The organism is Leclercia sp. 1548 (assembly GCF_050435045.1).
Classification (GTDB): domain Bacteria; phylum Pseudomonadota; class Gammaproteobacteria; order Enterobacterales; family Enterobacteriaceae; genus Enterobacter; species Enterobacter adecarboxylatus.
On sequence record NZ_JBNDJP010000001.1, the window covers coordinates 166,587 to 192,045 of the forward strand.

Annotated in this window: 25 protein-coding genes and 1 pseudogene; 16 read left to right on the forward strand and 10 right to left on the reverse strand. The window is 53.9% G+C overall.

The window, feature by feature from the left end; all coding sequences use genetic code 11:
• Positions 1-206: 206 nt before the first annotated feature.
• The 5 genes from ABIE02_RS00785 to ABIE02_RS00805 all read right to left on the reverse strand — a co-directional run bounded on the left by ABIE02_RS00785 (position 207) and on the right by ABIE02_RS00805 (position 5,736).
• Complete coding sequence (locus tag ABIE02_RS00785; protein ID WP_270735137.1) at positions 207-1,637, reverse strand: porin family protein; 1,431 nt, start codon at positions 1,635-1,637, stop codon at positions 207-209.
• Between the two features lie 37 nt (positions 1,638-1,674).
• Positions 1,675-2,442 (reverse strand): Slam-dependent surface lipoprotein, encoded by a 768-nt coding sequence (locus ABIE02_RS00790; protein WP_103793222.1) that lies wholly within the window; start codon positions 2,440-2,442, stop codon positions 1,675-1,677.
• A gap of 570 nt (positions 2,443-3,012) precedes the next feature.
• Positions 3,013-3,627: a hypothetical protein gene (locus tag ABIE02_RS00795; protein WP_233211673.1), complete on the reverse strand. Its 615-nt coding sequence runs from the start codon at positions 3,625-3,627 to the stop codon at positions 3,013-3,015.
• A gap of 585 nt (positions 3,628-4,212) precedes the next feature.
• Complete coding sequence (locus tag ABIE02_RS00800) at positions 4,213-4,770, reverse strand: histidine phosphatase family protein (RefSeq protein WP_233211672.1); 558 nt, start codon at positions 4,768-4,770, stop codon at positions 4,213-4,215.
• A gap of 363 nt (positions 4,771-5,133) precedes the next feature.
• Positions 5,134-5,736, reverse strand: a complete 603-nt coding sequence (locus ABIE02_RS00805; RefSeq protein ID WP_032617913.1) for a TetR/AcrR family transcriptional regulator — start codon at positions 5,734-5,736, stop codon at positions 5,134-5,136.
• A 143-nt stretch (positions 5,737-5,879) separates the two neighbouring features.
• On the opposite strand from ABIE02_RS00805, the gene ABIE02_RS00810 reads away from it, so the two are divergent.
• Together ABIE02_RS00810 and ABIE02_RS00815 are read left to right on the forward strand one after the other, a co-directional pair.
• Positions 5,880-6,755: an oxidoreductase gene (locus ABIE02_RS00810; protein ID WP_077226693.1), complete on the forward strand. Its 876-nt coding sequence runs from the start codon at positions 5,880-5,882 to the stop codon at positions 6,753-6,755.
• 302 nt (positions 6,756-7,057) lie between these two features.
• Positions 7,058-7,267: pseudogene (locus tag ABIE02_RS00815) on the forward strand (hypothetical protein); the annotation flags it as partial.
• Here ABIE02_RS00815 and ABIE02_RS00820 read toward each other — a convergent pair.
• Positions 7,203-8,513, reverse strand: coding sequence for a serine hydrolase domain-containing protein (locus ABIE02_RS00820; protein WP_155167636.1), 1,311 nt, complete (start codon positions 8,511-8,513; stop codon positions 7,203-7,205). The pseudogene ABIE02_RS00815 and the gene ABIE02_RS00820 overlap by 65 nt on opposite strands.
• A gap of 122 nt (positions 8,514-8,635) precedes the next feature.
• Here ABIE02_RS00820 and ABIE02_RS00825 point away from each other — a divergent pair, with 122 nt between their 5' ends.
• Entirely contained in the window at positions 8,636-9,547 is a 912-nt protein-coding gene (locus ABIE02_RS00825; RefSeq protein ID WP_032617911.1) for a LysR family transcriptional regulator, read from the forward strand.
• 143 nt (positions 9,548-9,690) lie between these two features.
• Here ABIE02_RS00825 and ABIE02_RS00830 read toward each other — a convergent pair whose 3' ends face one another.
• Positions 9,691-10,164 carry a hypothetical protein gene (locus tag ABIE02_RS00830; RefSeq protein ID WP_059308026.1) on the reverse strand — a complete coding sequence of 158 codons (474 nt, stop codon included), beginning with the start codon at positions 10,162-10,164 and terminating at the stop codon, positions 9,691-9,693.
• 464 nt (positions 10,165-10,628) lie between these two features.
• Between ABIE02_RS00830 and ABIE02_RS00835 the strand changes: the two genes are divergently transcribed.
• The 13 genes from ABIE02_RS00835 to clcB all read left to right on the forward strand — a co-directional run bounded on the left by ABIE02_RS00835 (position 10,629) and on the right by clcB (position 22,439).
• Positions 10,629-11,006 (forward strand): RidA family protein, encoded by a 378-nt coding sequence (locus ABIE02_RS00835; RefSeq protein WP_103793221.1) that lies wholly within the window; start codon positions 10,629-10,631, stop codon positions 11,004-11,006.
• 335 nt (positions 11,007-11,341) lie between these two features.
• Complete coding sequence (locus ABIE02_RS00840; protein ID WP_103793220.1) at positions 11,342-13,531, forward strand: TonB-dependent siderophore receptor; 2,190 nt, start codon at positions 11,342-11,344, stop codon at positions 13,529-13,531.
• Between the two features lie 98 nt (positions 13,532-13,629).
• Positions 13,630-13,869, forward strand: a complete 240-nt coding sequence (locus ABIE02_RS00845) for a DinI family protein (protein ID WP_032617907.1) — start codon at positions 13,630-13,632, stop codon at positions 13,867-13,869.
• A 93-nt stretch (positions 13,870-13,962) separates the two neighbouring features.
• On the forward strand, positions 13,963-14,445 hold the full coding sequence (locus ABIE02_RS00850; protein WP_032617906.1) for a glutathione peroxidase: 483 nt from the start codon (positions 13,963-13,965) through the stop codon (positions 14,443-14,445).
• Positions 14,446-14,537: 92 nt separating this feature from the next.
• Positions 14,538-14,855, forward strand: coding sequence for a YebG family protein (locus ABIE02_RS00855; protein ID WP_032617905.1), 318 nt, complete (start codon positions 14,538-14,540; stop codon positions 14,853-14,855).
• Between the two features lie 173 nt (positions 14,856-15,028).
• Positions 15,029-15,469: a DUF6389 family protein gene (locus ABIE02_RS00860; RefSeq protein WP_032617904.1), complete on the forward strand. Its 441-nt coding sequence runs from the start codon at positions 15,029-15,031 to the stop codon at positions 15,467-15,469.
• A gap of 296 nt (positions 15,470-15,765) precedes the next feature.
• The gene (locus ABIE02_RS00865) at positions 15,766-16,389 is read left to right on the forward strand and encodes a glutathione S-transferase family protein (protein ID WP_032617903.1); all 624 of its coding nucleotides are present in this window, start codon (positions 15,766-15,768) and stop codon (positions 16,387-16,389) included.
• 212 nt (positions 16,390-16,601) lie between these two features.
• Complete coding sequence (locus ABIE02_RS00870; RefSeq protein ID WP_032617902.1) at positions 16,602-17,348, forward strand: YoaK family protein; 747 nt, start codon at positions 16,602-16,604, stop codon at positions 17,346-17,348.
• Between the two features lie 255 nt (positions 17,349-17,603).
• On the forward strand, positions 17,604-18,314 hold the full coding sequence (gene osmY / locus ABIE02_RS00875) for an osmoprotectant ABC transporter permease OsmY (protein WP_032617901.1): 711 nt from the start codon (positions 17,604-17,606) through the stop codon (positions 18,312-18,314).
• A gap of 18 nt (positions 18,315-18,332) precedes the next feature.
• Entirely contained in the window at positions 18,333-19,232 is a 900-nt protein-coding gene (gene osmX, locus ABIE02_RS00880; protein WP_032617900.1) for an osmoprotectant ABC transporter substrate-binding protein OsmX, read from the forward strand.
• 9 nt (positions 19,233-19,241) lie between these two features.
• On the forward strand, positions 19,242-19,889 hold the full coding sequence (osmW, locus tag ABIE02_RS00885) for an osmoprotectant ABC transporter permease OsmW (protein ID WP_032617899.1): 648 nt from the start codon (positions 19,242-19,244) through the stop codon (positions 19,887-19,889).
• Positions 19,889-21,037 carry an osmoprotectant ABC transporter ATP-binding protein OsmV gene (osmV, locus tag ABIE02_RS00890; RefSeq protein ID WP_059308032.1) on the forward strand — a complete coding sequence of 383 codons (1,149 nt, stop codon included), beginning with the start codon at positions 19,889-19,891 and terminating at the stop codon, positions 21,035-21,037. Before osmW ends, osmV begins: the two co-directional genes overlap by 1 nt.
• A gap of 91 nt (positions 21,038-21,128) precedes the next feature.
• Positions 21,129-22,439 carry a voltage-gated ClC-type chloride channel ClcB gene (gene clcB / locus ABIE02_RS00895; RefSeq protein ID WP_032617897.1) on the forward strand — a complete coding sequence of 437 codons (1,311 nt, stop codon included), beginning with the start codon at positions 21,129-21,131 and terminating at the stop codon, positions 22,437-22,439.
• On the opposite strand, the gene bioD is transcribed toward clcB, so the two are convergent.
• The 3 genes from bioD to ABIE02_RS00910 form a co-directional block, all read right to left on the reverse strand.
• The gene (bioD, locus tag ABIE02_RS00900; RefSeq protein WP_032617896.1) at positions 22,374-23,069 is read right to left on the reverse strand and encodes a dethiobiotin synthase; all 696 of its coding nucleotides are present in this window, start codon (positions 23,067-23,069) and stop codon (positions 22,374-22,376) included. The two genes, clcB and bioD, sit on opposite strands and share 66 nt — an antisense overlap.
• Before the next feature lie 124 nt (positions 23,070-23,193).
• Positions 23,194-24,414, reverse strand: coding sequence for a sugar metabolism global transcriptional regulator Mlc (gene mlc / locus ABIE02_RS00905; RefSeq protein ID WP_032617895.1), 1,221 nt, complete (start codon positions 24,412-24,414; stop codon positions 23,194-23,196).
• Positions 24,415-24,541: 127 nt separating this feature from the next.
• Complete coding sequence (locus ABIE02_RS00910) at positions 24,542-25,441, reverse strand: LysR family transcriptional regulator (protein ID WP_144837774.1); 900 nt, start codon at positions 25,439-25,441, stop codon at positions 24,542-24,544.
• Positions 25,442-25,459: the final 18 nt, after the last annotated feature.

Consider the following 25,459-nt stretch of genomic DNA (forward strand, 5'->3'; position numbering starts at 1 on the left):
CTTTTTTCGTATTTACCCTTACCCAATAAAGCACTACTTATTTTCAAATAAACACCTGGACGCTGCTCAAAACGTTAGCAGTCACGCTTACCTTTTACCAACGCATGAAATAAAAAAACACGCCGAAGCGTGTTTTTCAGGTTAATTTCATTCTTTCGTATCAGACTTTTTCTGCAGACTCAGTAAAATGACCTGGCATACGTCTGTTAAAAATTCTTATCCAGAGAAAGCGTGATATACCTCTGTTGATAATCATAGAAATTGATATTGCTATCGACCCGCTTATAGCTGAAATTCAGTTTCGGCATCACCCCAAAGAAATAGAGGTCGCGATGCCAGAGCGAGAGGTTATAGATCTGTTCGTTATCTTTACGTCGCGTGGAGAAGATATCACTGTCGGCCTGGTAATTGCGTCTGGCAATGGCCGTGGTGGCGGCAAAAGAGAGTTGCCAGGGCATATCAACCTGCACCCCGCTGCGCAAACCTACCCGATGGTTAGATTCACTGCGAGTGGAGGTCTGCTGCTCAAGCAGATCGACGCCGACAAAGCCTGACACCCGGTTACTGAAGGCATGGGACAGGGTTGTAGAAGAGTAACGATTTTGCCCGCGCAAGAAGCGATAATCTTCATCATCATAATCCAGTTTCTGATATTCCAGCGCCTGACTCACCTGCCAGGTGGGCGTCAGTAAATAACTGTATTCCGCGCGGACGCCAGGGCCAGAAGAATAGGCCTCGGTGCCATACCATCTTTTTTCATAAAACGGCAACAGGGCAAATTGCTGCCGGAAATTACGCCATTGATATCCGGCATAAGCCCGGGTAGTCACATCATCAAAATCATGATTATTCCAGTAACTTTTACCGTTTACCGTACCAAGAAATCGCAAGCCATGCTGATCAAAGAGCTGAACATCTTTTTGTAATGCGCCATTGAACCAGAAACCTTCTCCGCGCTGTGGGAAACTATCCTTATTACGAATAAACAGACGATCGCCAACCCGAATGGTTTTACCCGATGACGCATTATTCACATTACTGTCATTCAAATAACTCACGCTGAATGAACCCGTTAATGCGCTGCCTTTCTGAATGCGCTCAAGATACTGTGCAATAACCTGCTGAATATTCTCAGGCGGATTGCTTTGTAATACACGACGAAACTGATAATCAGCCGCGTCAAATTGACGATTTTCAAACATGGCACGCGCTAAATCCAGACGCACTGCAGCAAAGTCAGGATGACGACTCAGAATGGCGCGATAGTGTTCAATCGCCTCTGCATAATTCCCCTGACTGCGCGCAAGGCCAGCTTTGGCAAAATGAATCAGGGTAGCATCGGGATTCGGTGACGCCGCATAGACAGGTAAAATGGCACGAACCATCGGCCACTTTTCTTCACGAATGGCCTGATCGAGTAGCGCCATCGCCAGCTCTGGCTGTTCCGCCAGTTGCGCATTGGTCACATGCAGCGTTTTATCGCCAGGCTCGGTGCGCTTGTCCGGCGTAGTCAGTCGTTCAAGGTGGGGAGCAGCAGGAATCGAGTCGGTTTCCGGCGGCGCAGCAAACGCAACGCTGAGCGGGCACAGCAAACTCAGTGCGCCAGTACGCAAAATATTCATAGAAAGGCTTACCATCTGAAGGTCCGGTCAGCCAGGCTGACCGGAAAACGATTTATTGACGTGTCGCGCCAAAGGAAGCGTTTTTAGTCGTGTCTGCAAACTGCGCCAGACCGCCTAACTCTTCAGCTGTGGGACCGTTGAAATGTCCGGTGAACGTCCCTTCCTGTCCGCCAGATTGCGCATTACCGGTGAAACCACCGTTGGCAATGTTGCCCTGCATCGCAACTTCGCTACCAAAGGTTTCATTTCCGGCAAGGGTGCCGTTGATGGTTTTCGCCGCGAAATCAATGTCAAAACGAGCATCACTCAGGTTATTTTCACGCATACCGTGACCCACATAGGCCGCCGTTCCCTGGGTTGGCACGTTAGCCGCGAGCGTGGCATCCCCGGTATAGAAGACGTCATGCTGACCTTTTTCATACTGTGTCCAGGTACCGAAGGTGGTGTAACTCATGCGGCCACAGCACCATGACGTTGAGGAGACCGGGGAATGATCGTCACGGGTGAGTCGCTGGGTTTGCACCAGACCCGCAGTGATCCCGGTGCCGCGCATAACGTATTCACGACCCTCAGGTGTGGTGTAGGTCCAACCCGAAATGGTACCGCCGGTGGTCAGGCTGACCGGTGCCGTAGCAGGGGTTTCCGGTGCCGTGACAGGGGTTTCCGGTGTGGTGTCCGTGTTGCCGTTATCCGTTTGCACAGGCGCAGTGGTTACCGGGGGCGTACTGTCACCACCACCGCCGCCACCACCACCACCGCCACCGCCACATGCAGTCAGTACAAAAGCAGTCAGTAATAAACCAGGTTTTAAGATCCCCATACGCTAAACGTCCTTGGTTGTGAATAAATTCGTAGGATTTGTAACAAAATTTTTTTGAATGAATTTACGCCAAAATATTTAGCATCACTAATGATTCGTCCATATTTCCGTTAATTCTAAGATTAATCTTAACAACCACTTATACAACGTTGCGCCTGTGGTTCTATTAACCGGCGTTAATTTGACTTAAGGCGATTAATTAGCGCCTTTTTCACGTGCCGTCTATTCTGTGCCCTTATTCATCCTATCTCCTGCTTCTGACAAATAATGTCAGCCAGGTCTTTGCATTTTTATCAACATTTAACTGTTTAACGGAGCACCACTGAACTTATTTTACACCCCTTTATCAGAGGAATAATGTCAGACTGCGTTCAACCAAAACGCCCCTTCCGCCGTTGTTGGTTATTTTTCCCGAGCCTCGCAGCGGCAAACGCGGGGTTAGCTTACCCGTTAAGGCTTCCGTGCAGGAGATCGCCGGAAACAAAGCGTTCAAGCGTATTTAATGCGTGGTGTAATTAATCCGGATTCAATGACTAATTTAATGAAGTCAGAATGAATCCGGATTCATTTTTACAGCATAGGCTTGGTCTTTTTTTGTTGATTCATGTAACTGATGACGGCATTCTGCCACGCAGGATCAATCAGATTTATTTTCGTATTCCCCATAGTAAGGCTTGCCGTACCGCTCTCACAGCCCATTCCTGAAGTGGGCATTGGTTTTTCACACCAGACAGGAAATACACCGCCCGTTGATACCGGCCCGTACTTTTTCAAGGCTGCTTCGACCATGTTGACTTCATTCTCTTTCGTCCATGGTATTTCATAGGTGACATGCGAAACAGCCATCGGATTAGATTTGTTATAAGGAACTCGAGGTTCGAAACTCACCTGCATGCGGGTTCCATTCTCTTCGTATACCAGATGAATGATCTGCTGACTTCCTGTAACGATACTTGGCGTCTGACTTTCCATCGACTTTGATGCTCTTATTTGAGCAGGCTTTATACCAAAGTTTTTCTGCATTGCTGCTTGCGCTTCTTCAATGCTCATTCCCATTTTAACACCACCAACGTCAAATGATTTGACATCTACGGCACGAACAGGAGGAATTGCATTTGCTGATACAGAAATAAGCGCAGAAGATAAAGCTACTAAATATAAGGGGTATTGCAGGCGAGTTTTCATTTTCCCTCTGATTATTGCGATGAATTATGGCTATAATTTACATTCACAAAATTTGCTTTGCAACTGAATGCAATAATTTCTCATCAGTTATTAATAAACGCACCAGCAGACCGCGGTTATTGTGTTTTTAAAATTTTAATTACCAACAAACCCATCAAGGATATATTTTGTGCATTAGGAATATTCCTGTTTACATGATCAGTGCGCCCCCTAAAAAGGTTATTCACTTCATGGTTTAAATTATGAAGAGGGATATATCTTGCAGATTCCAGGTAGGCCAAGGCATCAACATGGGGGCCAAAATCAAATCGCATACATCGGTAGGTGGACTTTAAGTACCTCCCTTTTAGTTCCATGTATTTTGTGAAACTCCCGGATTTTTAGCCATCAGCTGGTACTCTTCCGGCATTAAGTTATTCAGTGATTTATAAGATCTCTCATCTTCGGATTGCTTCAAGCCCAACGTGTTGTCCATACAAAAACGCTAATGTATTACCATCAGGTTCGCGCTGCTGGTCAACAGACATGCCTTAATGGCGATTTGAGCGCGTTGCGGAGTAGACCATCGCCGCTCCGGGAGCAGCTTTACCGTAAGCTGTAGATACCCGCGTTCCAGTAGCCCTTACCCTGTCGCTGGCACTTTTTCCAGCCCAACGATATGAGTTCTTTTGCAATCAGTCTGTTCATCACTCCATGCCCCATCAGTAACACCGGGCCGTTTGATTCTTTTGCATACGCCACAAGGATTCTCGCCGCCTGAAAGGCACGGTGTTTCGCTACTTCCAGAGGCTCCGCGTTACGGGATATGCCCAATAGCCACATGACACGGAAAAAAGCAGCCCAGAGGGTTGGATATAATCTTAAAATGGGCATGTGAAATATCGGCAATCCCGCTTCCCTGAATACCTCATCTACGCATTCAGGCTCACGGCCCAATGCGTTCAAAGAAGAAAGTGCTCTGGGAAGATTGCTGCTTAAAATCCGATGCGCGCTGGACGCTATGGCTAAACTGGACTCTGACGGAATATCGTTGCCCGTATCAGAGAGATCATATCCTGCGATCCAATCGGCCATTTCATGGCTCGTTACTTTCGAAGAGCCAGTAAAAGCAGGCCTTCCATGACGCATTAAAATAATTTCCATGCAACGCTTCTTGTTAATAAGTCTTCAAATGCAGGCAGACTACGCTATCAAGACAGCGTGCACTACCACCCTATTTAGGGTTGACTACAGGGTTGAAATATCTCATCAAGTGAATAACGCAGAACCGATCAATTGACTCAAAGAGCGCAAAGCAACGTTAATTGCGGCTTTTGATTTTGACTTACATCCTCAAAACAATGTTAGCGAACCCTTATTTCCAGCGTTTATGTGTCAGGGCGAGAATTAACAGGAGAAGAGATACCCAAACTGATTTAAACGCAGGGACGCTTCAGGCAAAATTTGGTGGGTAATGGGGATGCTGGTCGTTTCGATACAGCACCCCGTGTGATACCTGAAACAAAGTCAGGAGGTCGTCACTGTAGACTGCAAAGAGCGAATGTTACTTTCGAGATACTGGCTGAGCGGTTTACTACACGCTTCGCTTAACCAGGTATCCACTGCGATCCGCATAGCACCCACGCCTGTCATAGCAGCGATCTTAAGCGCCTGCACTCTCTCCGTTTCTGGCCAGAGTACGCAGAGAGCAGCATGAGCGGCCTCCTCCATTTTGAGAAACTTCATCTGGTTTCCCAGACGCAACTGTTCTGTCGACTGAGTGATCCTCGCAATCAGTATCGCCACGTCAGGAGACATATTGATTGTCATCGTCATCAGGGCTTCGCTGACAAGCCCGAACGGCGTTACCGTTTTACCTCGTCTGAGAATTTCGGCATACAGGGCGTCAGGCAGACCATTCTGCCAGGCAAGAATGATCTCTTCTTTAGAGCTGAAATAGTTAAAGAATGTGCGCCGTGCGATACCCGCGTGACTGGCGATATCATCAAGGGTGGTCGCCTCAAACCCTTTTTCGGAAAACAATTTCAGCCCTGTTTCAGTCAGGTGCTGGTACATTTCCCGGCGCTTCCTCTCACGCAGGCCTTCATGCGGTGATGACGATTCTGACACGATACCTTCCCGTCCTTATTGAAATAATGCACTCAGTGCAATATATTGAATTGCACCGGGTGCAATTTTATCCCGGTCAGGCTGGCCTTAACAAGCCATAAAATTTATTCGCCACTCACCCCCTCCATGATCAGGATAATCCTATGAAAACTCACCTCGCTGACGATATTTTCACACCCACCGGAACCCGTCTTAGCCTCAGGAGGATGGGTTATGGCACCATGCAACTACCCGGGCCGCACGTATGGGGGCCGCCGCGCGATAAAGAGGCGGCAATTGCCGTGCTCAGAGAGGCGGTAGAGAGAGGGGTAAATCATATCGATACAGCCCAGTTTTATGGCCCGGACGTTGCGAATCAGCTGATACGCGAGGCACTGGCCCCCTATCCAGACAGCCTGACCCTGGTCACCAAAGTAGGTTTTGTCCGGGGAGCCGATGCCTCCTGGCAAATTGCCCGGCGTCCAGAAGAGCTTGAACGCGCAGTGTATGAGAATCTTAATACGCTGGGACTCAGTACGCTTGATATCGTCAACCTGAGACTGGGGAATGCCAACGGCCCTCAGGATGCGCCTTTCGCTGACTCACTTGAGGCGCTTGTCCGCTTACAGCAGAGAGGATTAATCCGCCATATCGGGCTGAGCAATGTGACTCACAAGCAGTTTACGGAGGCTAAAGCTATCGCTGACATTGTTTGTGTACAGAATCAGTACAACCTCGTCAGTCGCACCGATGACGCGTTTATCGACGCGCTTGCAGATGAAGGGGTGGCCTACGTACCCTTTTTCCCGCTTGGGGGGTTTACGCCGTTACAGTCCTCGCTGCTTAACGAGATTGCAGAAGAAGCCAGTGCGACACCAAAGCAGATAGCACTTGCCTGGCTGCTTCAGCGATCGCCCAATATTCTGGTTATAGCGGGCACTTCCTCGGTGGCGCACCTGCGCGAGAACCTTGCAGCAGCCAGTTTGTCGCTCTCGGCAGATCAGGTCCGTCGCCTTAACGAAATGACTGAAAATAAATAATAAAAGCCGCCGAAAGGCGGCTTTTACGTTTCAGGCTCGCAGGTGTTCTTGTGCGTCATAGTGCGCCCGGAAACGGACTCTTTACGCCTCGACGCTTTTTGATGACAGCGGTCATAAGCCATTCTGTAAAACGTCCGCTTTTCGCTCAAAGCGGACGAGTATGAAGTTGGGAGCCATCGCAGCGAGTACGGACAAACAATTCAGTGAGCAAGACTACAGTCTGTCGCCAGCTTCGTTCAGGAACATAAGCAATGGTGAAAGGTTGCGACTCACATCAACTGACGTGGCGCTGGTAAAGTGCTACTTTCTCGGCCGAGAAGGGACATATCCTGCTGACCACGCGGCGCGGCTGGGACAAGGGCAATCGCGCCTCCGTTGAATCGCTGCTGAATAAACGCTGCACTAGCCTTACGGCTCCGCCAGCTGACAGCCCTCATCCCGATTTTCTTAGTCGCGCAGCTGCTGCGCGATTGCGCTATACATCAGTGACGCCTCCAGCGGCTGGGCGCTAAACGAGGGTTCCGCCTGCGGCCAGGTCGACCATTGCACAATCACCAGCTGCTCGGCGGGGTTAACCATAATAATCTGGCCATAGATGCCCAGCGCCCAGAGCGACCCCTTCAGCGACTGCTGCGGCGTAGGCTCGACGTTTTTCGCGTTCGCCGGTACCTCGTTGTTCCACCACTGGAAGCCGTAAATGCCCTGCGGATGCGCGGCGGAAACCGAGCCCTGTGCCTGCGTCCAGCCAGAGGCGAGCTTCAGCCAGCCGTCCGGCAGCGCTTTATCGCCGTCCGGCAGTCGCCCCTCATGCCGTACAAACTCGCCGAAGCGCCCCCAGTCCTCCAGCGTGGCGTTGAAGCCGTGCGCGCCAACGTCATGTTTGCCGGGCTGATAGGCGTGCCAGACACCGTCACTCGCCATGCCGTAAGGCTGCCAGATGCTCTGCTGCAGATACGCGGCGAGCGACATGCCGGTGGCGCGCTCCAGCACGTCACCCAGCAACCAGGCGCCGCCCGACGAGTAGGACCAGTGCTGGCCTGCCGGATGCGCCTTCTTCAGGCCGGTAATCAGCCCGCGCACGCAATCATAGGTGCCAGCACGCGCCTCGCACTGGGTCAGCTGGGCAAAATCAGAGTCGGGTCTTGTGTAATCTTCATTCCACGCCACGCCGGAGGTGTGGGTAAGCAGCTGTCGCAGCGTCACGTCCTGCCAGGCGGTGCCTTTTAGCTCCGGCTCGTAATCGGTGACCTTGTCATCCAGCGAGTGGATTTTCCCCTGTTTCAGCGCCACGCCGACCAGCGTCGACACCACTGATTTACCCACCGAGCGCGAGGTCCAGAGCGTGCTGTCGTTGTTGCCGTGCGCCAGATATTTGTAGGCGATCTGGCCGTTTTTCAGGACCAACATCCCCGCCACGTTCTGACGCTGCAGGTAGTCCGCCATGCTGTAGCGGTGGCCGTTGACGCGGTAGCTAACCTCACCGAGCTGATGCTTCGCCAGCGGCAGCGGCTGGGCGGTACCGTGATGAAAAACATCGGCGGGATAGTTGCGGTAGTCGTTGCGAAAGCCCACCACGCGATCCTGTTGATCCCAGTTGAGCATGGTTTTGGGATCGGGCAGGTCGCGATCGAACGGCGTCGGACAGACGCTCAGCGGTACGCCGCCGCAAGACTCAGGCTCAGCGGCTGTTGCTGCATACGACAGCAGCGCAGCCGTCGTCAGCGATGCTGCCAGTAGCAGGTTTTTTTTACTTTTCATCACTCTGTTTCCTTCTTAGCAAGCCTTAAAATCGACGAGCCGTAGTATAGATTTGGCCTGCGCTGTGCAAAAATCAGCATATGTGGGGAAATCCCCCCAACCAGTTGCATCAGGGAGCAGATATGGCCTGTCTCAGTTTTTCCTTTGCGCAAATAGAGGCGTTTTCTACCGTCGCCGCGCTCGGCACCGTTTCGCAAGCGGCGAAACAGCTTGGCAAGGATCGCGCCACGGTCAGCGAGCTAATTGAGTTTCTGGAGGCGGCACTGGGCTATGCGCTCTTTTCGCGACAGGGCCGCACGCTGGCGCTGACGCCAGAGGGTCAGCGGCTGAAGCGACAGGCGGCGCTGCTGATGCGCCAGGCGCAGGCGTTCGACGCGGCGGCGCGCCACGTCCGTCATGATATCTCCGACGAAATCAGCCTGGTTTACGATCCCTTTGTGCCACGCCCTTTTCTCTGCCGTCTGATTGAGACGCTGGCGGAAAGCAACATCCGGGTCAGCGCCTGGAGCGCGGCCCGCGAAGAGGCGGAAGCGGCGCTCGCCTGCGGCGCGGTGCAGCTGGCGCTCTGCCAGGCGCGCAACCGCAGTCTGGGCAGCGAGATGGCGTGGCGCTCGGTGGGGGTGGTCGAACTCGATTTTTACGCCGCCGCATCGCTCTTCGCGGACGAGCAGCCGGTATCGCTATTCGAACTCGCCTCGCAGCCGCAACTGGTGATGCATCCGGCGCCCGACGGCGTGGCGGCGAAGCAAGGACGCATCGCCGATCGTACCTTCTACACCAATGACCGGGCGCTGCTGCGCCATATGCTGGAGAGCGGCCAGGGGTGGGCCTTTCTGCCGAAGCATTTTGCCGCCGCCAGCTGGCGTGACGTTAAAGCGATTGACGTGGAGGTGGGCAATCTGGCGCTGAGCCAGATGATCGTGATGCTGTGGAAGCCCGGCATGACGATAGATTTCGCCGTCAGCGAGGCGATAAAGATCATTCCCGATGTCTGGGCGGAGTCAGCCGTAACGCTTGCCGGCCATGCTGGTTAGCGGGTGGGGCTGACGACCTGGCTATATCGGGAAGCCGGAGGAGGCCCACAGGCTGTGAGATTGAATGTCCGCTTTGTGCCAGACGCGGCCACTGGCTCTTACATGATGCCCTGTCGGAATCATCCTGAGAGGCAGGCGTGCCTTTAATGGCGATTTGAGCGCGTTGCGAAGTAGACCACCGCAGCTCCGAGAGCAACGATGAGCGTATCTTCAACCAGGCCACTTTTGGTCTGCCCTATCCCTTCGATGGCTTTTTTGCGTGCCGCCAGCGTGGCATAGGCCAGTGGCACGGCGGCAGAGACAGCGATCGCTGCTCCGGCTTTTTCTTTTCCGCTGGGTGCCAACGCGGCGCCCGCAATCCCTGCACTTGCCACACGGGCTGTCAGGCCCAAAAACACGGTGCGGTCTGGCGCTGACTTCATCTTGTCGCCAAAGAGTTCACCTACCCCCATCGCTAACGCGCCGAATTTAAATAACGGACGGTCGAGCAGAAAAAGATGGCCCGTTGTGTTGCGCCCGGCAATGCGTGCTGCGGCGATGGCCGCCATCGGCGTCATGGAACGGCAGCTGGCAACAACGCCAATTAAGGCGGAATAAACAAATTGGGTTAATTTCATTCATTATCTCCCGGATAGATAAAAGTTTTTATTCTTTAAGCTTTATTGCGGTAGAAGCCAGGAACACTCTTTCTGATTAACGCACTTACACGGTCACGTTATTTACGCTTTTTCATATGAGCACGGTATGTCACTGCAACAGTCAGTATAGATGAACGGCCTGAGACAGCAGGATTGACGGGAATAGCGGGTTGAAGAATGCGGCCGCAATTATTTGCCGGGCCAAACCTCAGCGATAATCCTCCGGCAGTATGGCTTCTACGAACGGCGACGTGCTGACGCCACTAAGTGGATTATTGTTCTTCAGGAAGAACGCATGCCGATCGGTCGCTCCTCGCTTATAGCGAAACAGGCAACGGACTGTGGAGTAAGCGGACATGCTGAGCGTCACCATTAAAAATCGTTGAGCATTAACAGGGGAATGGTAAGGTTGTTGTTTGCTCACTTCCAGAAAGGCCTTCGTTATGAACAATATAATACGGAAGAATTATCCTGAGTTAGGTGAAGTAAAGGCACCTTATGTTCATTCTGTAAAACATGGCAGCACGCTCTATGTTTCAGGATTGACCGCATTTGGCACACCTGCTCAACATAAAGGCATTGTTGAGCAGGCTGAAGAAATATTCAGTCAACTCAGGAAAATTGTCAGGGTAGAAGGCGCGGATTTCTCAACCCTGATCAAAGTGACCATTTTCATTACCTCTTTTGAAGAGATCGCTGCGCTTCGTGAAGTGCTGTACCGAAATTATGGTCATCACTTACCTGCCAGTTCGCTCGTGGAAGTCAGCCGCCTTTTCTCTCCAGACCTCTCAATCGAAATTGAAGCTATTTTTGGGCTTTAATTCATTCCTGACGGCCGGGTAGTGATGGCTATTCGGTTAAATGAACGCTTTATCATTCCCGTATGTCCGCTTTGCGCTTATGGCTGGCTCTAAAGCCGAACTGCAAGCGTCACGGCCTGCGAAATAGCGGCCTGCATCTTCTCAGCCTCGCCCCTCGCCTACAAAAACCCCATTAAAATCAGGTCTTTATAGAAACATTTTTTAACACTAACTGTTTACATTGAAATGAGAATTCATATTATTCCGATAATCACTATCACCTTTAAAGGGTGATTCACGTGCGGTACGGGGCATCAACGCCTCTGACACCTTGAATAATCAGGATGATCACAACAATGAAAGCGCGTCGCTATTGGGCTTTAAACCCTTGTTTATTAATGATGTTAGCCGCTAATGCCTCGGCTGAAGGACAAAAAGAAGAGTCGCTGGTGGTCTCCGCCAGTCGTACAAATCACAGTATGACCGACATGGCACAGACCACCTGGGTCATTGAACAGGCTGACATTGAGCAGCAAGTTCAGGGCGGGAAAGAACTTAAAGAGGTACTGGCGCAGTTGATCCCCGGTATGGATGTCAGCAGCCAGGGGCGTACCAATTACGGTATGAATATGCGCGGTCGTTCCATGATGGTGATGGTTGATGGCGTGCGGTTAAACTCCTCGCGCAGCGACAGCCGTCAGCTGGACTCTATCGATCCGTTTAATATCTCCCGCATTGAAGTGATCTCCGGCGCGACCTCCCTCTACGGCGGCGGCAGTACCGGCGGCTTAATCAATATCGTCACGAAAAAGGGCCAGCCGGAAACGGAAGTCGAGTTCCAGACCGGCGTAAAGTCGGGCTTCAACAGCCATAACGATAATGACGAAAACATTGCGGCGGCAGTCAGCGGCGGCAACGACAACGCCTCGGGGCGGCTGTCAGTGGCGTATCAGCGCTTTGGCGGCTGGTATGACGGCAAGGGTAACGAGGTCAACATTGATAACACCCAGACCGGTTTGCAGTATTCAGACCGTCTGGACGTGATGGGCACCGGCACCCTGAATATCGACGATCATCAGCAGTTGCAGCTCACCACGCAGTATTACAAGAGTGAATCCGACGGTAAGCACGGCCTGTATCTTGGCGAAAACTTCTCGGCCGTGACCGGTTCCGGCAATGCGTACAATAAAAATAATCTCGACTCCGACCGTATCCCTGGCACCGAACGCCATCTTATTAACCTGCAATATTCCAACACCGATTTCTGGGGTCAGGATCTGCTCGCACAAATTTACTACCGCGATGAGAACCTGACGTACTACCCCTTCCCTACGCTTTCAGGTGGCCGGGTCACCAGCATTGGCGCATCCCAGCAAAAAACCGATTTTTATGGCGGCAAACTCACCCTCAACAGTAAACCTCTGGATGCGTTAACGCTGACATGGGGTGTGGATGCCGAGCACGAAACCTTCGATGCCAATCAGCAGTTCTTCGACCTTAACAAAGCGGCGGCCAGCGGCGGCATGAAGCTGGATAACGCCTATAACGTCGGTCGCTATCCGGGCTACAGCATCACTAACCTCGCCCCGTTCCTGCAATCGAGCTATGACTTCTCCGCCATCACCCTGAGCGGCGGCGTGCGTTATCAGTACACCGAAAACAAGGTCGACGATTTTATTGGCTACGCCCAACAACAGGGGATTGCCACGGGCCGAGCCACCTCGGCAGACGCTGTACCGGGCGGGAAAACCGACTACAACAACCTGCTCTTTAACGCCGGTATTCTGGGTCATCTGACCGAACGTCAGCAGCTCTGGTTTAACTTCTCGCAGGGCTTTGAGATCCCGGATTTGGCGAAATACTACGGCTCCGGTACTTATCAGCTGGTGAATGGCCATTACCGCCTGGTCAACAGCGTTAACGTTAACGACTCGAAACTCGACGGTATTAAGGTAGATGCCTACGAGCTGGGCTGGCGCTTTACCGGGGATAACCTGCGCACCCAGATTGCGGGATACTATTCGCTCTCCGACAAAACCATCAACATCAACAAAAGTGACATGACCATCAACGTGGAAGATGATGAGCGTCGCATCTACGGTGTTGAAGGCCAGGTGGATTACTTCTTCACTGACAGTGAGTGGAGCACCGGCACAAACTTTAACGTGATCAAATCGGAAACCCGCGTCGATGGGAAATGGGAAAAGCTAACGGTAGACAGCGCCAGCCCGTCCAAAATGAGCGCATGGGTGACCTGGGCGCCAGGCGACTGGACGCTGCGTGTGCAAAGTACGCAGACCTTTGATTTGTCTGATGAAGCGGGTAAACGCATTGAAGGCTATAACACCGTGGATCTGTTAGGCAGCTACCTTCTGCCGGTGGGCAAGCTGAGCTTTAGCGTTGAAAACGTCCTGGATGAAGACTACACCACGGCATGGGGACAGCGCGCACCGGGTCTGTACAGCCCAACCTATGGGGCGGAGAACCTGTATACCTATAAAGGCCGCGGTCGTACCTTTGGCCTGAACTACTCGGTCCTGTTCTGATAGTAACAACTACCGCCTGCAAGACGGGCGGTAGTTGACAGATATCACTGCTCCGGTAAGAATGCTGTACATTAAAACAGTGTTTTTGGAGATCTGTCATGTTCGTGGAACTGGTTTACGACAAACGAAATGTTGCGGGGCTTGCGGGCGCCAGGGAAATCATCCTGGATGAATTGACCAGACGCGTGCACCGCATCTTTCCGGACGCCGAGGTGAAGGTTAAGCCGATGCAGGCGAACGGTCTGAACAGCGATGCCAGTAAAAGTGATCGGGAAAAACTCAATCGCATGCTGGAGGAGATGTTTGACGAGGCTGATATGTGGCTGGTAGCTGAGTAAGCCTCTCACGCCCTGAGACGGAAACCGCATCTTGCCCCCAGCGTCTATACTCCACAACGCCTGAAAAAAGGGTTCATCTTTGAGGTTTCCGCTATGACGACCTTTCATCAACTTTCTGCCACCAGCTTGCGCGGCCAGCTTATCCCGATGGCCGACTATGCAGGTAAGCTGGTTCTGGTGGTTAATACCGCCAGCCACTGTGGTTTTACACCGCAATACGCCGGCCTGGAAAAGCTTTATAAAAAGTACGCCGACCAGGGGCTGGTGGTGTTGGGTTTTCCCTGCAACCAGTTCGGTAAGCAAGAACCCGGCAATGCCGACGACATCACGCAGACCTGTCAGATCAACTACGGGGTGAGCTTTCCCATATTCGAGAAAGTGGACGTTAACGGCCCAACGGCGCACCCGGTGTTTCGTTACCTGCAAGACGAATTACCCGGCGTGCTGGGTAAGCGGATCAAGTGGAATTTCACTAAGTTCCTGATCGGACGCGACGGCAAACCCATCAAGCGTTTTGCACCGCTCACCACCCCGGAAAAACTGGAAGCCTCTATTCTTGCTGCTCTCGACATCTAGCGGATGTGCCGCAACGCGCGGCAGCACATTTTGGCTGCAACACCCATCAGGAACTGGTATACTGTATATAATTACAGTACGGAGGGCGCATAATGGCTGTTGAAACAAAATTTGTTGTCGTAAGAAAAGGTGAAGAGAAAATGACATTTGCCAGTAAGAAAGAGGCTGACGCTCACGACAAACTGCTCGACCTGGCAGAAGCGTTCACCGACTGGCTGTTGCAAAGCGGTAAGCAGATGGATGAAACGCAGGCTGAAGATCTTGGGCTGTATCTCGCCGAGCAGAAAGAGGCTGTGCAGCATATTCTGCGTACCAGTAAGGTGCCCGATCGCAATGCCACCCCTGCAACAGATAACACCGAGTCAGATGCGGCTGGCAGTAAAAAAATCAGAGCGGTAAAAGCGGCCTGATAGCCAGAACACATCATCACCGATCCTGAACGCCGTAAGCAGAAAACTGCTTGCGGCGTTTTTTTATGTGGAAGTCCATAACGGCTTACTGGACGAGGCTTAAAATCCGCTGTGTGCCAGAAGCAGAGGACAGGCGCTATAGTTTAAGCCCCAGAATTAAAGAGAATCGGGATATGACAGAAACACAATACAGGAGTGCGCTGCACGATATTCTTCACTTCCACACGCAGGCGGCGGTCGAAAAGATCCGCGGCATTAAGGGCATTCTTCCCATAAAAACGCAGGCCGTTGAGGTGGGTATCCATCCCGTCCAGGATGAGGACGGGATGTTTTCAGTCATGATCCATCTCCGGGGTCCAGATTTATACGTGTTAAACAGCGCTATAGCGCCTTACCGAGAGCTTTTCGACGTAAAATTTATCGACGGTAAACTCCAGCCAGACGTGCCCATCTTCGACCCTGAAGAGGTTTCATTTTCGGTCAACGATATTATTGTTGAGGCAGCCATTGGCTGGGTTAAACAGGTCTGGGCCTTGTCCGGCGGTTTAGGCATTCCGGCATACGTATTCGGTGAGGAGTGCGACTGTACAGAAGGGCTTATTCCTCTCGACTAAGAAGATGAATTCTTCGTTTAGGGAGAGAGCCTTCCAGCCACGACGGGTGCGTTTCGCTTGCCCGTCCCACAGAAAACGTCGTGGAACAGCCATCAGCCTGCCGACCTGAGCGTTGTGCGCGGATGTTCAAAGATACCCCGCGCTTTTATCACATTGTCCGCAACCCTCGACATCTCAAAGAAACCGGTGATCGGGATATCTTGCTGGTCGCCCCCTTCCCCCACCAATATTTGCCCTAAACTCCCTGCATACCTGATGTATTGTGATTAACACAAACCACAAAGGACACCTGCGCCATGCTAAAAATCCTCGGCAAAACCACCTCCATCAACGTGCGTAAAGTGCTCTGGACCTGCGAAGAAATTGGTCTGGACTATCTCCAGGAAGATTACGGCAGCGGCTTTGCCTCGACGGAAACCGATGCCTTTCGCGCACTGAACCCGAACGCCATGGTGCCGGTGCTAATCGATGGCGATTTTGTTCTGTGGGAATCCAACGCGATCTGCCGCTATCTGGTGCGCAAAGCCGGGCGTGACGATCTGCTCCCCGGCGATCCGCAGGGGTGTGCTAACGTCGAGCGCTGGATGGACTGGCAGGCAAGCGAATTTAACAACGCCTGGCGCTATGTCTTCCCGGCGCTGGGGCGTAAAAACCCGGACTTTAACGATCCTGAACGCATTGCGGCGGGGATTAAGGAGTGGAACCACCATATCGCGATCCTTAATCAGCAGCTGCAACGCACCGGGGCATGGGTGGCGGGCGAGACCTTTACCCTGGCCGACGTGGTGCTGGGGCTGTCGGTGAACCGCTGGAAAATGACGCCCTTTGACCGCCCGTCGTTCCCTGCTATTGAGGCCTGGTTTGCACACTTAAACCAGCGTCCGGCATTTTTACGCCACGGGAATAATGGAATGCTGTGAGCATCCCGCGCCGTCTCGCGATTGCGAAACAGCAGTCGGGAGACGTTTCGCGGCCGGGTTTAAATAATCCCTTTTTTAACAAGGTTATTTTAATTAATTACTAAATCTCCCTCCACCTCCGGTGCCGTAATAATTAAGCACTATCCTGGACAACCCGTTAAAACGCTTTGCTAGCCTGATTATTCAGGCAAAGCTCAAACCGGAGGTATTCTTTGCTGATTAAACTCAAGAAAGAACGAACGCATCAGGAGGATCGTCGGCTTGCCCTGTGGCTCGCCACTTCCGCAGGATTGCTGAATGCCATTGCGCTGGGGGCATTCGGCTTTTTCCCTTCCCATATGACCGGCAACACCTCACAATTTTCCAGTGAAGTCTCCTCAACGGATCTGAATGATATTATTTTCTTTGCCACGATTATTTTAGCCTTTGTCACGGGGGCAATCGTTGCACGGATTATTGTTTTATGGGGCATTGTTCATAATGTCCGGCTCATTTTTTGTCAGGTTTTGTTTATTGAAGGGTTATTACTGGCCGGTGTGTCCCTGTATGAAATGTTTTTTCATACCTTCACCACCAACCGTGAAATTATTGTTTTTCTCTGCGGCCTGATGGGGATCCATAATTCAACCTCCACTCAACTTTCCGGTGGCCGGGTAAGATCGACTCATATTACCGGTACGTTAACCGACGCAGGCATTTCGCTGGCCTCCGTGGTAGTGGCGATGCTCCGCAGGGACTACTCCAAAGATACCGCAGGACAAAAAAATCAGCTGATAACCCATCTCACCACCCTTTTCTCGTTTATCACCGGTGGTATTGCGGGGCTGATACTGTTCAGGTGGTTTGGCTTTAATGCGATGCTGGCGCTGGGAGTCATACTGGTGCTCGTGGCCGCCTTTTCCATTGTCAGTACCTCACTGCGTGTGCGCAAGGTTCGCGCTGCGCTTAGCAAATCATAAACCACATCCTTTCATTAAGTGACGGTGTCACTTAATGAAATTATCTTTAAGACAATTCTGCCCGCCACCTGTCAGCCCTTATCCCATAAGGCATAACCCCATGTTTCCCTCACTTTCATAGGGTTACAAATTTCGCCGCTTCGCTGGAACCCTTCCCGTTCGCTTGCTATAGCTCAATGACCCCTGCCGATTCATGGCATAACAACAGGCAACCGATGGTTGCTATAACGCATGCGCACAGGGAGACACACCGCAATGCATCCACTATTCAAACGTTCGCTGCTTTTTGTCGGCGCGATTATCGTGGTCGTCGCCCTCCTCGTCTGGGGAATTGGGCTGGAGACCATCAAAGCGCGTCAGGTTGACCTGGTCTATCTCGGGCAACAGCATCTGATTTTAGTTTTCTCGTCGATGTTCTTCGCACTGCTGGTCGGTATTCCCAGCGGTATCTTGCTGAGCCGTCCGGCCGCGCGCGGTATCGCCGAATACGTCATGCAGATCTTTAACGTGGGGAATACCCTGCCGCCACTGGCCGTTCTGGCGCTGGCGATGGTGGTGATTGGTATTGGTGATACCCCTGCCATTATTGCCCTGTTCCTTGCCTCGCTGCTGCCGATTGTGCGTAACACCTACGCCGGGCTGTGCTCGGTGCCTGGCTCGTTACTGGAAGCGGCAAACGGTATCGGCATGACCAAATGGCAACGGCTGTGGCAGGTGGAGATTCCTAACGCCTGGCCGGTGATGCTCTCCGGGATCCGCATCGCTACCGCCATTAACGTCGGGACTGCGCCGCTGGCCTTCCTGATTGGTGCCAGCAGCTACGGTGAGCTGATCTTCCCGGGTATTTACCTGAATGACTTCCCAACGCTGATTTTAGGTGCCGCGGCCACCGCCCTGTTCGCCCTGATTCTGGATACGTTGCTGGCGGCGCTAGGTCGTCTGATGAGCCCGCATCTCGCACGATAATTATAATAAGGAGCTTTTATGAGACTGTTTACTGGCCTGACGGCGCTGTGCGCCGCCGCGCTCTTCTCCAGCCAGGCGCTCGCCGCGCCGCTGATTCTGGCGACCAAGAGCTTTACCGAACAGCATATTCTTTCGGCAATGACCGTGCAGTACCTGCAAAAGAAAGGGTTTCAGGTACAGCCCCAGACCAACATTGCGACGGTCATCTCCCGCAATGCCATGATCAACAAGCAAATCGATATGACCTGGGAGTACACCGGTACTTCGCTGATCATCTTTAACCACATCAACAAACGCATGTCACCGCAGGAGTCTTACGAGACGGTGAAACGCCTGGATGCGAAACACGGCCTGGTGTGGCTCCAGCCTGCTGACATGAACAATACCTACGCCTTCGCTATGCAGCGTAAGCGCGCCGAAGCAGAACATATCAACACCATGTCGGAACTGGTGGCAAAGGTTGAACAGGTGCGTAAAACCGACCCTGATAATAACTGGCTGCTCGGTCTGGACCTGGAGTTTTCCGGGCGCAGCGACGGCATGAAGCCGCTGCAGGCCGCCTACAACCTGGAGCTTGATCGCCCGCAGATCCGCCAGATGGACCCTGGTCTGGTCTATAACGCGGTGCGCGATGGCTTTGTCGACGCCGGGCTGATTTATACCACCGACGGGCGCGTGAAGGGTTTTGACCTGAAGGTACTGGAAGATGATAAAGGCTTCTTCCCGAGCTATGCGGTGACCCCGGTGGTGCGTAAGGACACCCTGGAGGCCAATCCGGGTCTGGAGGAGGCGCTGAACACCCTCTCTGCCCAGCTCAATAACGACGTTATCACCGAGCTGAATAAAAAGGTGGATATCGATCATCAGTCACCGCAGCAGGTCGCCCGTGATTTCCTGCGTAGCAAGCAGCTGCTGTAAGGAGGCGCTATGGATACGATTCACTACATGATTGATAACTGGGGTTATCTCTGCACCCTGACGCTACAACATCTGTGGCTGGTGGCGCTGGCTGTAGGCCTGGCCATCATTATCGGCGTGCCGCTGGGCATTCTGATTGTACGCCACAAATGGCTGGCAACCCCGGTGCTGGGCATTGCCACCATCGTACTGACCATCCCATCCATTGCGCTGTTTGGTCTGATGATCCCGCTCTTTTCGCTGATCGGTCAGGGTATTGGTGCCCTGCCCGCGATTACCGCGGTATTTCTCTACTCGCTGCTGCCGATTGTGCGTAACACCCACACCGCACTCGACAGCCTGCCGCCCGGCCTGCGTGAGGCGGGACGTGGCATCGGCATGACCTTCTGGCAACGTCTGCGCTGGGTAGAGATTCCCATGGCGCTGCCAGTGATTTTCGGCGGGATCCGTACCGCCGTGGTGATGAACATCGGCGTGATGGCGATTGCCGCCGTTATCGGCGCGGGCGGTCTGGGTCTGTTGCTGCTTAACGGCATCGGCGGAAGTGATATTCGTATGTTGATTGCCGGTGCGCTGATGATTTGTCTTTTAGCGATTGTGCTCGACTGGTTACTGCACCGTCTGCAGATCGTACTGACTCCAAAGGGGATTCGATAATGATAAAACTGGAAAACCTCACCAAACAATTTTCACAGAAGCAGGGCCAGACATTTAAGGCCGTAGACAACGTTAACCTGAACGTACCCGAAGGGGAAATGTGCGTCCTGCTCGGACCGTCCGGCTGCGGCAAGACGACTACCCTGAAGATGATTAACCGTCTGATTACTCCGAGCAGCGGGAAGATCCTGATTAACGGTCAGGACACCAGCGACATGGATACCGTCACCCTGCGTCGTAACATCGGCTACGTGATCCAGCAGATTGGTCTGTTCCCGAACATGACTATCGAAGAGAACATCACCGTGGTGCCGCGGATGCTGGGCTGGGACAAAGCGCGCTGTAAAACCCGCGCTGAAGAGCTGATGGATATGGTGGCGATGGACCCGCATAAGTTCCTCAACCGCTACCCACGTGAAATGTCCGGCGGTCAGCAGCAGCGTATCGGCGTGATCCGCGCCCTGGCGGCGGATCCTCCGGTACTGCTGATGGATGAGCCTTTCGGTGCAGTCGACCCAATTAACCGCGAGGTGATCCAGAACCAGTTCCTCGAGATGCAGCGCAAGCTGAAAAAGACCGTGATGCTGGTGAGCCATGATATCGACGAGGCGCTGAAGCTCGGCGACCGCATCGCCGTCTTCCGCCAGGGGAAAATCGTCCAGTGCGCCAGCCCGGACGAACTGCTGGCGAAACCGGCGAATGAGTTTGTCGGTTCGTTCGTCGGCCAGGACCGCACCCTTAAGCGTCTGCTGCTGGTCTCGGCGGGCGATGTGACTGACCAACAGCCGACGATCACCGTTCGCCCGGCCACCCCGCTGCCGGAGGCCTTCGCCACGATGGATGATAACGACATTCGCGCGGTCACCGTGGTGGACGAAAACGGTAAGCCGCTGGGCTTTGTGAAACGTCGCGAGGCGCGCCATGCCAGCGGCACCTGCGCCGATCTGATCCATCCGTTCCGTATGACCGGCAAGGCTGAAGACAACCTGCGCGTGGTGCTCTCCCGTCTGTACGAGAGCAACACCAGCTGGATGCCAATTGTCGATGAAGACGGGCGCTATAACGGCGAGATTTCGCAGGACTATATTGCGGAATATCTCAGTTCCGGTCGCACCCGCCGGGCGCTGAATATTCATAGCGAGAGTTAATGTTGTAAGCCGGGCACTGCCCGGCTCTTTACGTTGCTAACCCCACGATTTCCCCCCACAATATTGTATCTTTCCTGTTTACGTGTACCCCATGCATCGACTCCATGCTTACCCGGACATCCGCGCGATGTTTCGCCGACTGCTGATTGCCACCGTCACCGGCGTGCTGGCAGCGCTGGCCGTGGCGCTGTTTCGTCACGCCATGTATTGGCTGGAGTGGCTGCTCCTGAGTAATGAAAGCGGCAGCCTGGTGAATGCCGCCAGCAGCCTCTCACCCTGGCGACGTGCCCTGACTCCCGCCCTTGGCGGGCTGGCGGCCGGACTGTTGCTCTGGGGCTGGCAGCGGATCAACGCGCAGCGCCCTCATGCTCCCACCGACTATATGGAGGCCCTGGAAACGGGCGACGGACAGTTTGACTATGGTGCCAGTCTGGTGAAATCCCTGGCATCGTTACTGGTGGTCGCCAGCGGCAGCGCCATTGGCCGTGAAGGGGCGATGATCCTGATGGCCGCTCTCGCCGCCTCGTTTTTTGCCCAACGCTTTACGCCGAAATCCGAGTGGAAGCTGTGGATTGCCTGTGGTGCCGCCGCCGGGATGGCGAGTGCGTACCATGCGCCCTTAGCCGGCAGCCTGTTCATTGCCGAGATCTTGTTCGGCACCCTGATGCTGGCGTCGCTTGGGCCGGTGGTGATTGCCGCGGTGGTTGCGCTCCTCACTACCCGCCTGCTCAGCCCCGGTGCCAGCACGCTGTATGAGGTGCATCTCAGCGAAACGCTGACCGGGGTGGATTATTCCCTGATGGTCGGCATGGGTTTGCTGGCGGGGGTCTGCGGCCCGGCGCTGATGTGGCTGATGACCTTCACTCACGCCCTGTTCCTGCGCCTGCGGCTTTCCCCGCCGTGGCAGCTGGCATTGGGCGGGCTGATCGTCGGGCTGTTGTCACTGCTAACGCCTAAAGTGTGGGGCAATGGCTACAGCGTGGTGCAGGCGTTTCTGCTCGCGCCGCCGCTGCTGTCAGTAATTGCGGGGGTATTTATCTGTAAGCTGCTGGCGGTACTGGCCAGCAGTGGTTCGGGGGCGCCAGGCGGGGTATTTACGCCAACGTTGTTTGTCGGTATGGCAACCGGGATGCTGTTTGCTCAGATCTTTATGCTTTGGTTGCCCGGTTCTGAAACCGCAATTTTGCTGGGGCTGGCGGGAATGGCGACACTGCTTGCCGCCACGACGCACGCGCCGATCATGTCGGCGCTGATGGTCTGTGAAATGACCGGGCAGTATCTGCTGCTGCCCGGCTTGCTGATTGCCTGCGTGGTGGCGTCGGTGCTGTCGCGAACGTTACGCCACGACTCGATCTACGGACAACACACTGCCGAGAGTCGAGAGGTCGATGTAGTGCGCTAGATCGCGCTGCTCTGCGCGAGGCAGATAGGGCAGCTCGCCGACCAGCGGACCCGGCAGCTTTTTACTCAGCACCTCAATAATTTCAGCATAGTGGGCCAGGCCCGGATTGATACGGTTTGCCACCCAGCCCACCAGCGGCAGGCCGTCATTGGCGATGGCCTGTGCCGTCAGCAGGGCGTGGTTGATACAGCCTTCCTGAATGCCCACCACCATCAGCACCGGCAGTTGCTCCTGCACCACCCACTCTGATAACGGACGCAAATCATTCATCAGGCTGCGCCAGCCGCCAGTTCCTTCAACCACCACGTGGTCGACCTGATCGCTCAGGCTGGCCAGCCCGTTCGATAACAGGGTGTAATTCACCAGCCCGCTGTGCGCCACGCTGCTCTCATCTTCACTGAGGGCAATGGGGTTTACCGCATGGTAAGGCAGTTCGAGAGAGGAGACGCTTTGTAAAACCAGCGCATCTTTATTGCGCAATCCCTCTGGCGTCTCTTTACTCCCTTTTGCTACCGGTTTGTACCCTGCGACGCGCTTTCCGCTTGCCATCAAGGCTTGCAGCAAGGCGCGGGACACAACCGTCTTGCCGACAGAAGTATCAGTACCCGTTACAAAGAAACGCTTAAGCATCACTAACTCCACCGTTATGCTTTGGAAATATAAATCAAGGAAATAATTCAGTGGAGGAAGTCTAAGGCATGCGCTATCCGCTCAGTTTGAGATAGCGCAATTTTTAGTAAGACTTTAAGGATTGTTAACCCTGCAGCAGGCGGATCAGCAGGGAGCCGTTATACATCGCATCTTTCACCAGCGCCGCACCGGCCATCGTCCCCTGATTGGTAAACTGGGTGCTCTCCACCACGATATGTTTACTGTAGGCTGGCAGGGACTGCTGGCGAATTGAGTCGGCAATCGCCGGGAAGAGGACCCCTGCCGCCTGGCTCAATGGCGAACCGATCAGGATTTTTTGCGGATTGAAGAGGTTAACCATAATGGCAATGATGCGCCCGACGTTCGTGCCAACGCCGGTAATGATGTCTTTCGCCAGCAGGTCGCCCTGCTGGGCGGCCGCGCAAAGCGACTCCACCGTCAAGGGTTGACCGTGCAGAGTTGAACTCATCGACTGGCCGAGCCGCAGCTGGGCCAGCTCCAGCACACTGTCCACGCTGGCAATGGTCTCCAGACAGCCGTGGTTACCGCAGTAACAGCGTTTGCCGTAGGGATCGACCTGGGTGTGGCCAATCTCCACCAGGCTGCTGCTCCCGGCGTGCAACAGACGACCATCGGTTATCACTCCGGCACCGACGTTGTGGTCGATGACCACCTGAATCACGTCCCGCGCACCACGCGACGCGCCGAACAGGGCCTCGGCCATCGTCCATGCGCTAATATCATGCTGAATATAGACCGGCACGCCGGTATGGTTCTTCAGCACCTCGCCCAGCGGCATCTCTTTCACGTCATCGTAGAACGGCATCCGGTGAACGATACCATTTTCGGTATCAATGATACCTGGCATGGTGATCGCGATGGCGGTGAGACGCTCCAGCTTCTGCTGGTGATGAATAAAGAACCGATCGATAAGCGCGGTGATCCGCACCTCAAGCGGCAGCTCGGCTTTCAGCTCCAGCGGCAGTTGCTCTTCCACCACCAGCTTGCTGCTGAGATCGCGCAATGCAAGGTAGATTTCACCCCGGCTGATGCGCAACGAGAGGTAGTGCCAGGCTTCGGTTTCCACCACCAGCCCTACAGCCGGACGGCCGCGGCTGCCCGGCTCCTGAATTTCCGTCTCCTGCACCAGATGCGCTTCGAGCATTTCTCGTACGATCTTGGTGATACTGGCAGGTGCCAGTTGCGCAAGGCGGGAAAGATCGATGCGCGAGACCGGCCCAAGCTGATCAATCAGGCGATATACCGCACCCGCATTGGTCTGCTTAATCTGATCGATATGCCCAGGCTGACTATCAGCAACCACCACGTACTCCCTTATTTTCGAGCTTCGAAATAAACTGTGGGCTATGGTGAAGCACTTCTACAGTAATCGTCAAATTTTTACTTAGCCTTGTGATTTACAGCACATTTTTACCCGCTTTTTTTGCGGCTCAGCCGCCTGATGAGGCGTCGATCAGCAGTTTTTTGAAACGTTGTGCCGCGGCGCTAAGCTCATGATGCTTCGACCACACCAGCCACATCTCTGACACTGCGTCCGGTTCGGCTATCGCCACCCAACGCATCTCGTTCAGTTGGAGTCGCTTAAACGAGGCCGGCAGAATCGACACACCCAGCCCCGCCGCCACCAGCCCGATAATAGTCATCGCCTCGCCCACCTCCTGAGTGATGACCGGCGTGACCCCGTAGCGACGCAGTAATCCCAGAATGTCGTCATACAGACCGGTACCTACCCGCGGATCAAAAAAGACAAACGGCTCCTGGGCCAGCTCCGTAAGAGAAACCACAGCTTTTGCCGCCAGGGGGTGATCCCGATGAATCATCGCCAGCAGCGGCTCCCGCAGCACCTGCTGCCACGCCAGGGTATCCGGCAGTTGGGTATTACGCATCAGACCAAGATCGAGAGAGCCTTCGCTCAGCGGCACGATCTGCTCCCGGGTGTTGATCTCCCGGGTCTGGATATGGACATCTGGTGAGAGGCGGCGAAACGTCGAGAGCGTATGCGAGATGGCGCGGATAAAAGGCGCAGAGGAGGTAAAGCCAAGACGTAGCTCTCCGGTTTCGCCGTGGTGCAGCCGTTCCGCCCGGGCTGCCGCCTCGTCCACCAGGCTTAGGATCTGACGGCTGTCGGCCAGAAATTGACGTCCTGCCGCCGTCAGCCCCACGCTGCGGTTGGTCCGCGCCAGCAGACGCGCCCCCACCTGCTGCTCCAGCGCCTGAATTTGCTGACTCAGCGGCGGCTGGGAGATATTCAGCCGCGCCGCCGCGCGACCAAAATGCAGCTCCTCAGCGACGGCCACAAAGTAGCGCAGATGACGCAGTTCAATATTCATATTTTTAACGTATCATTT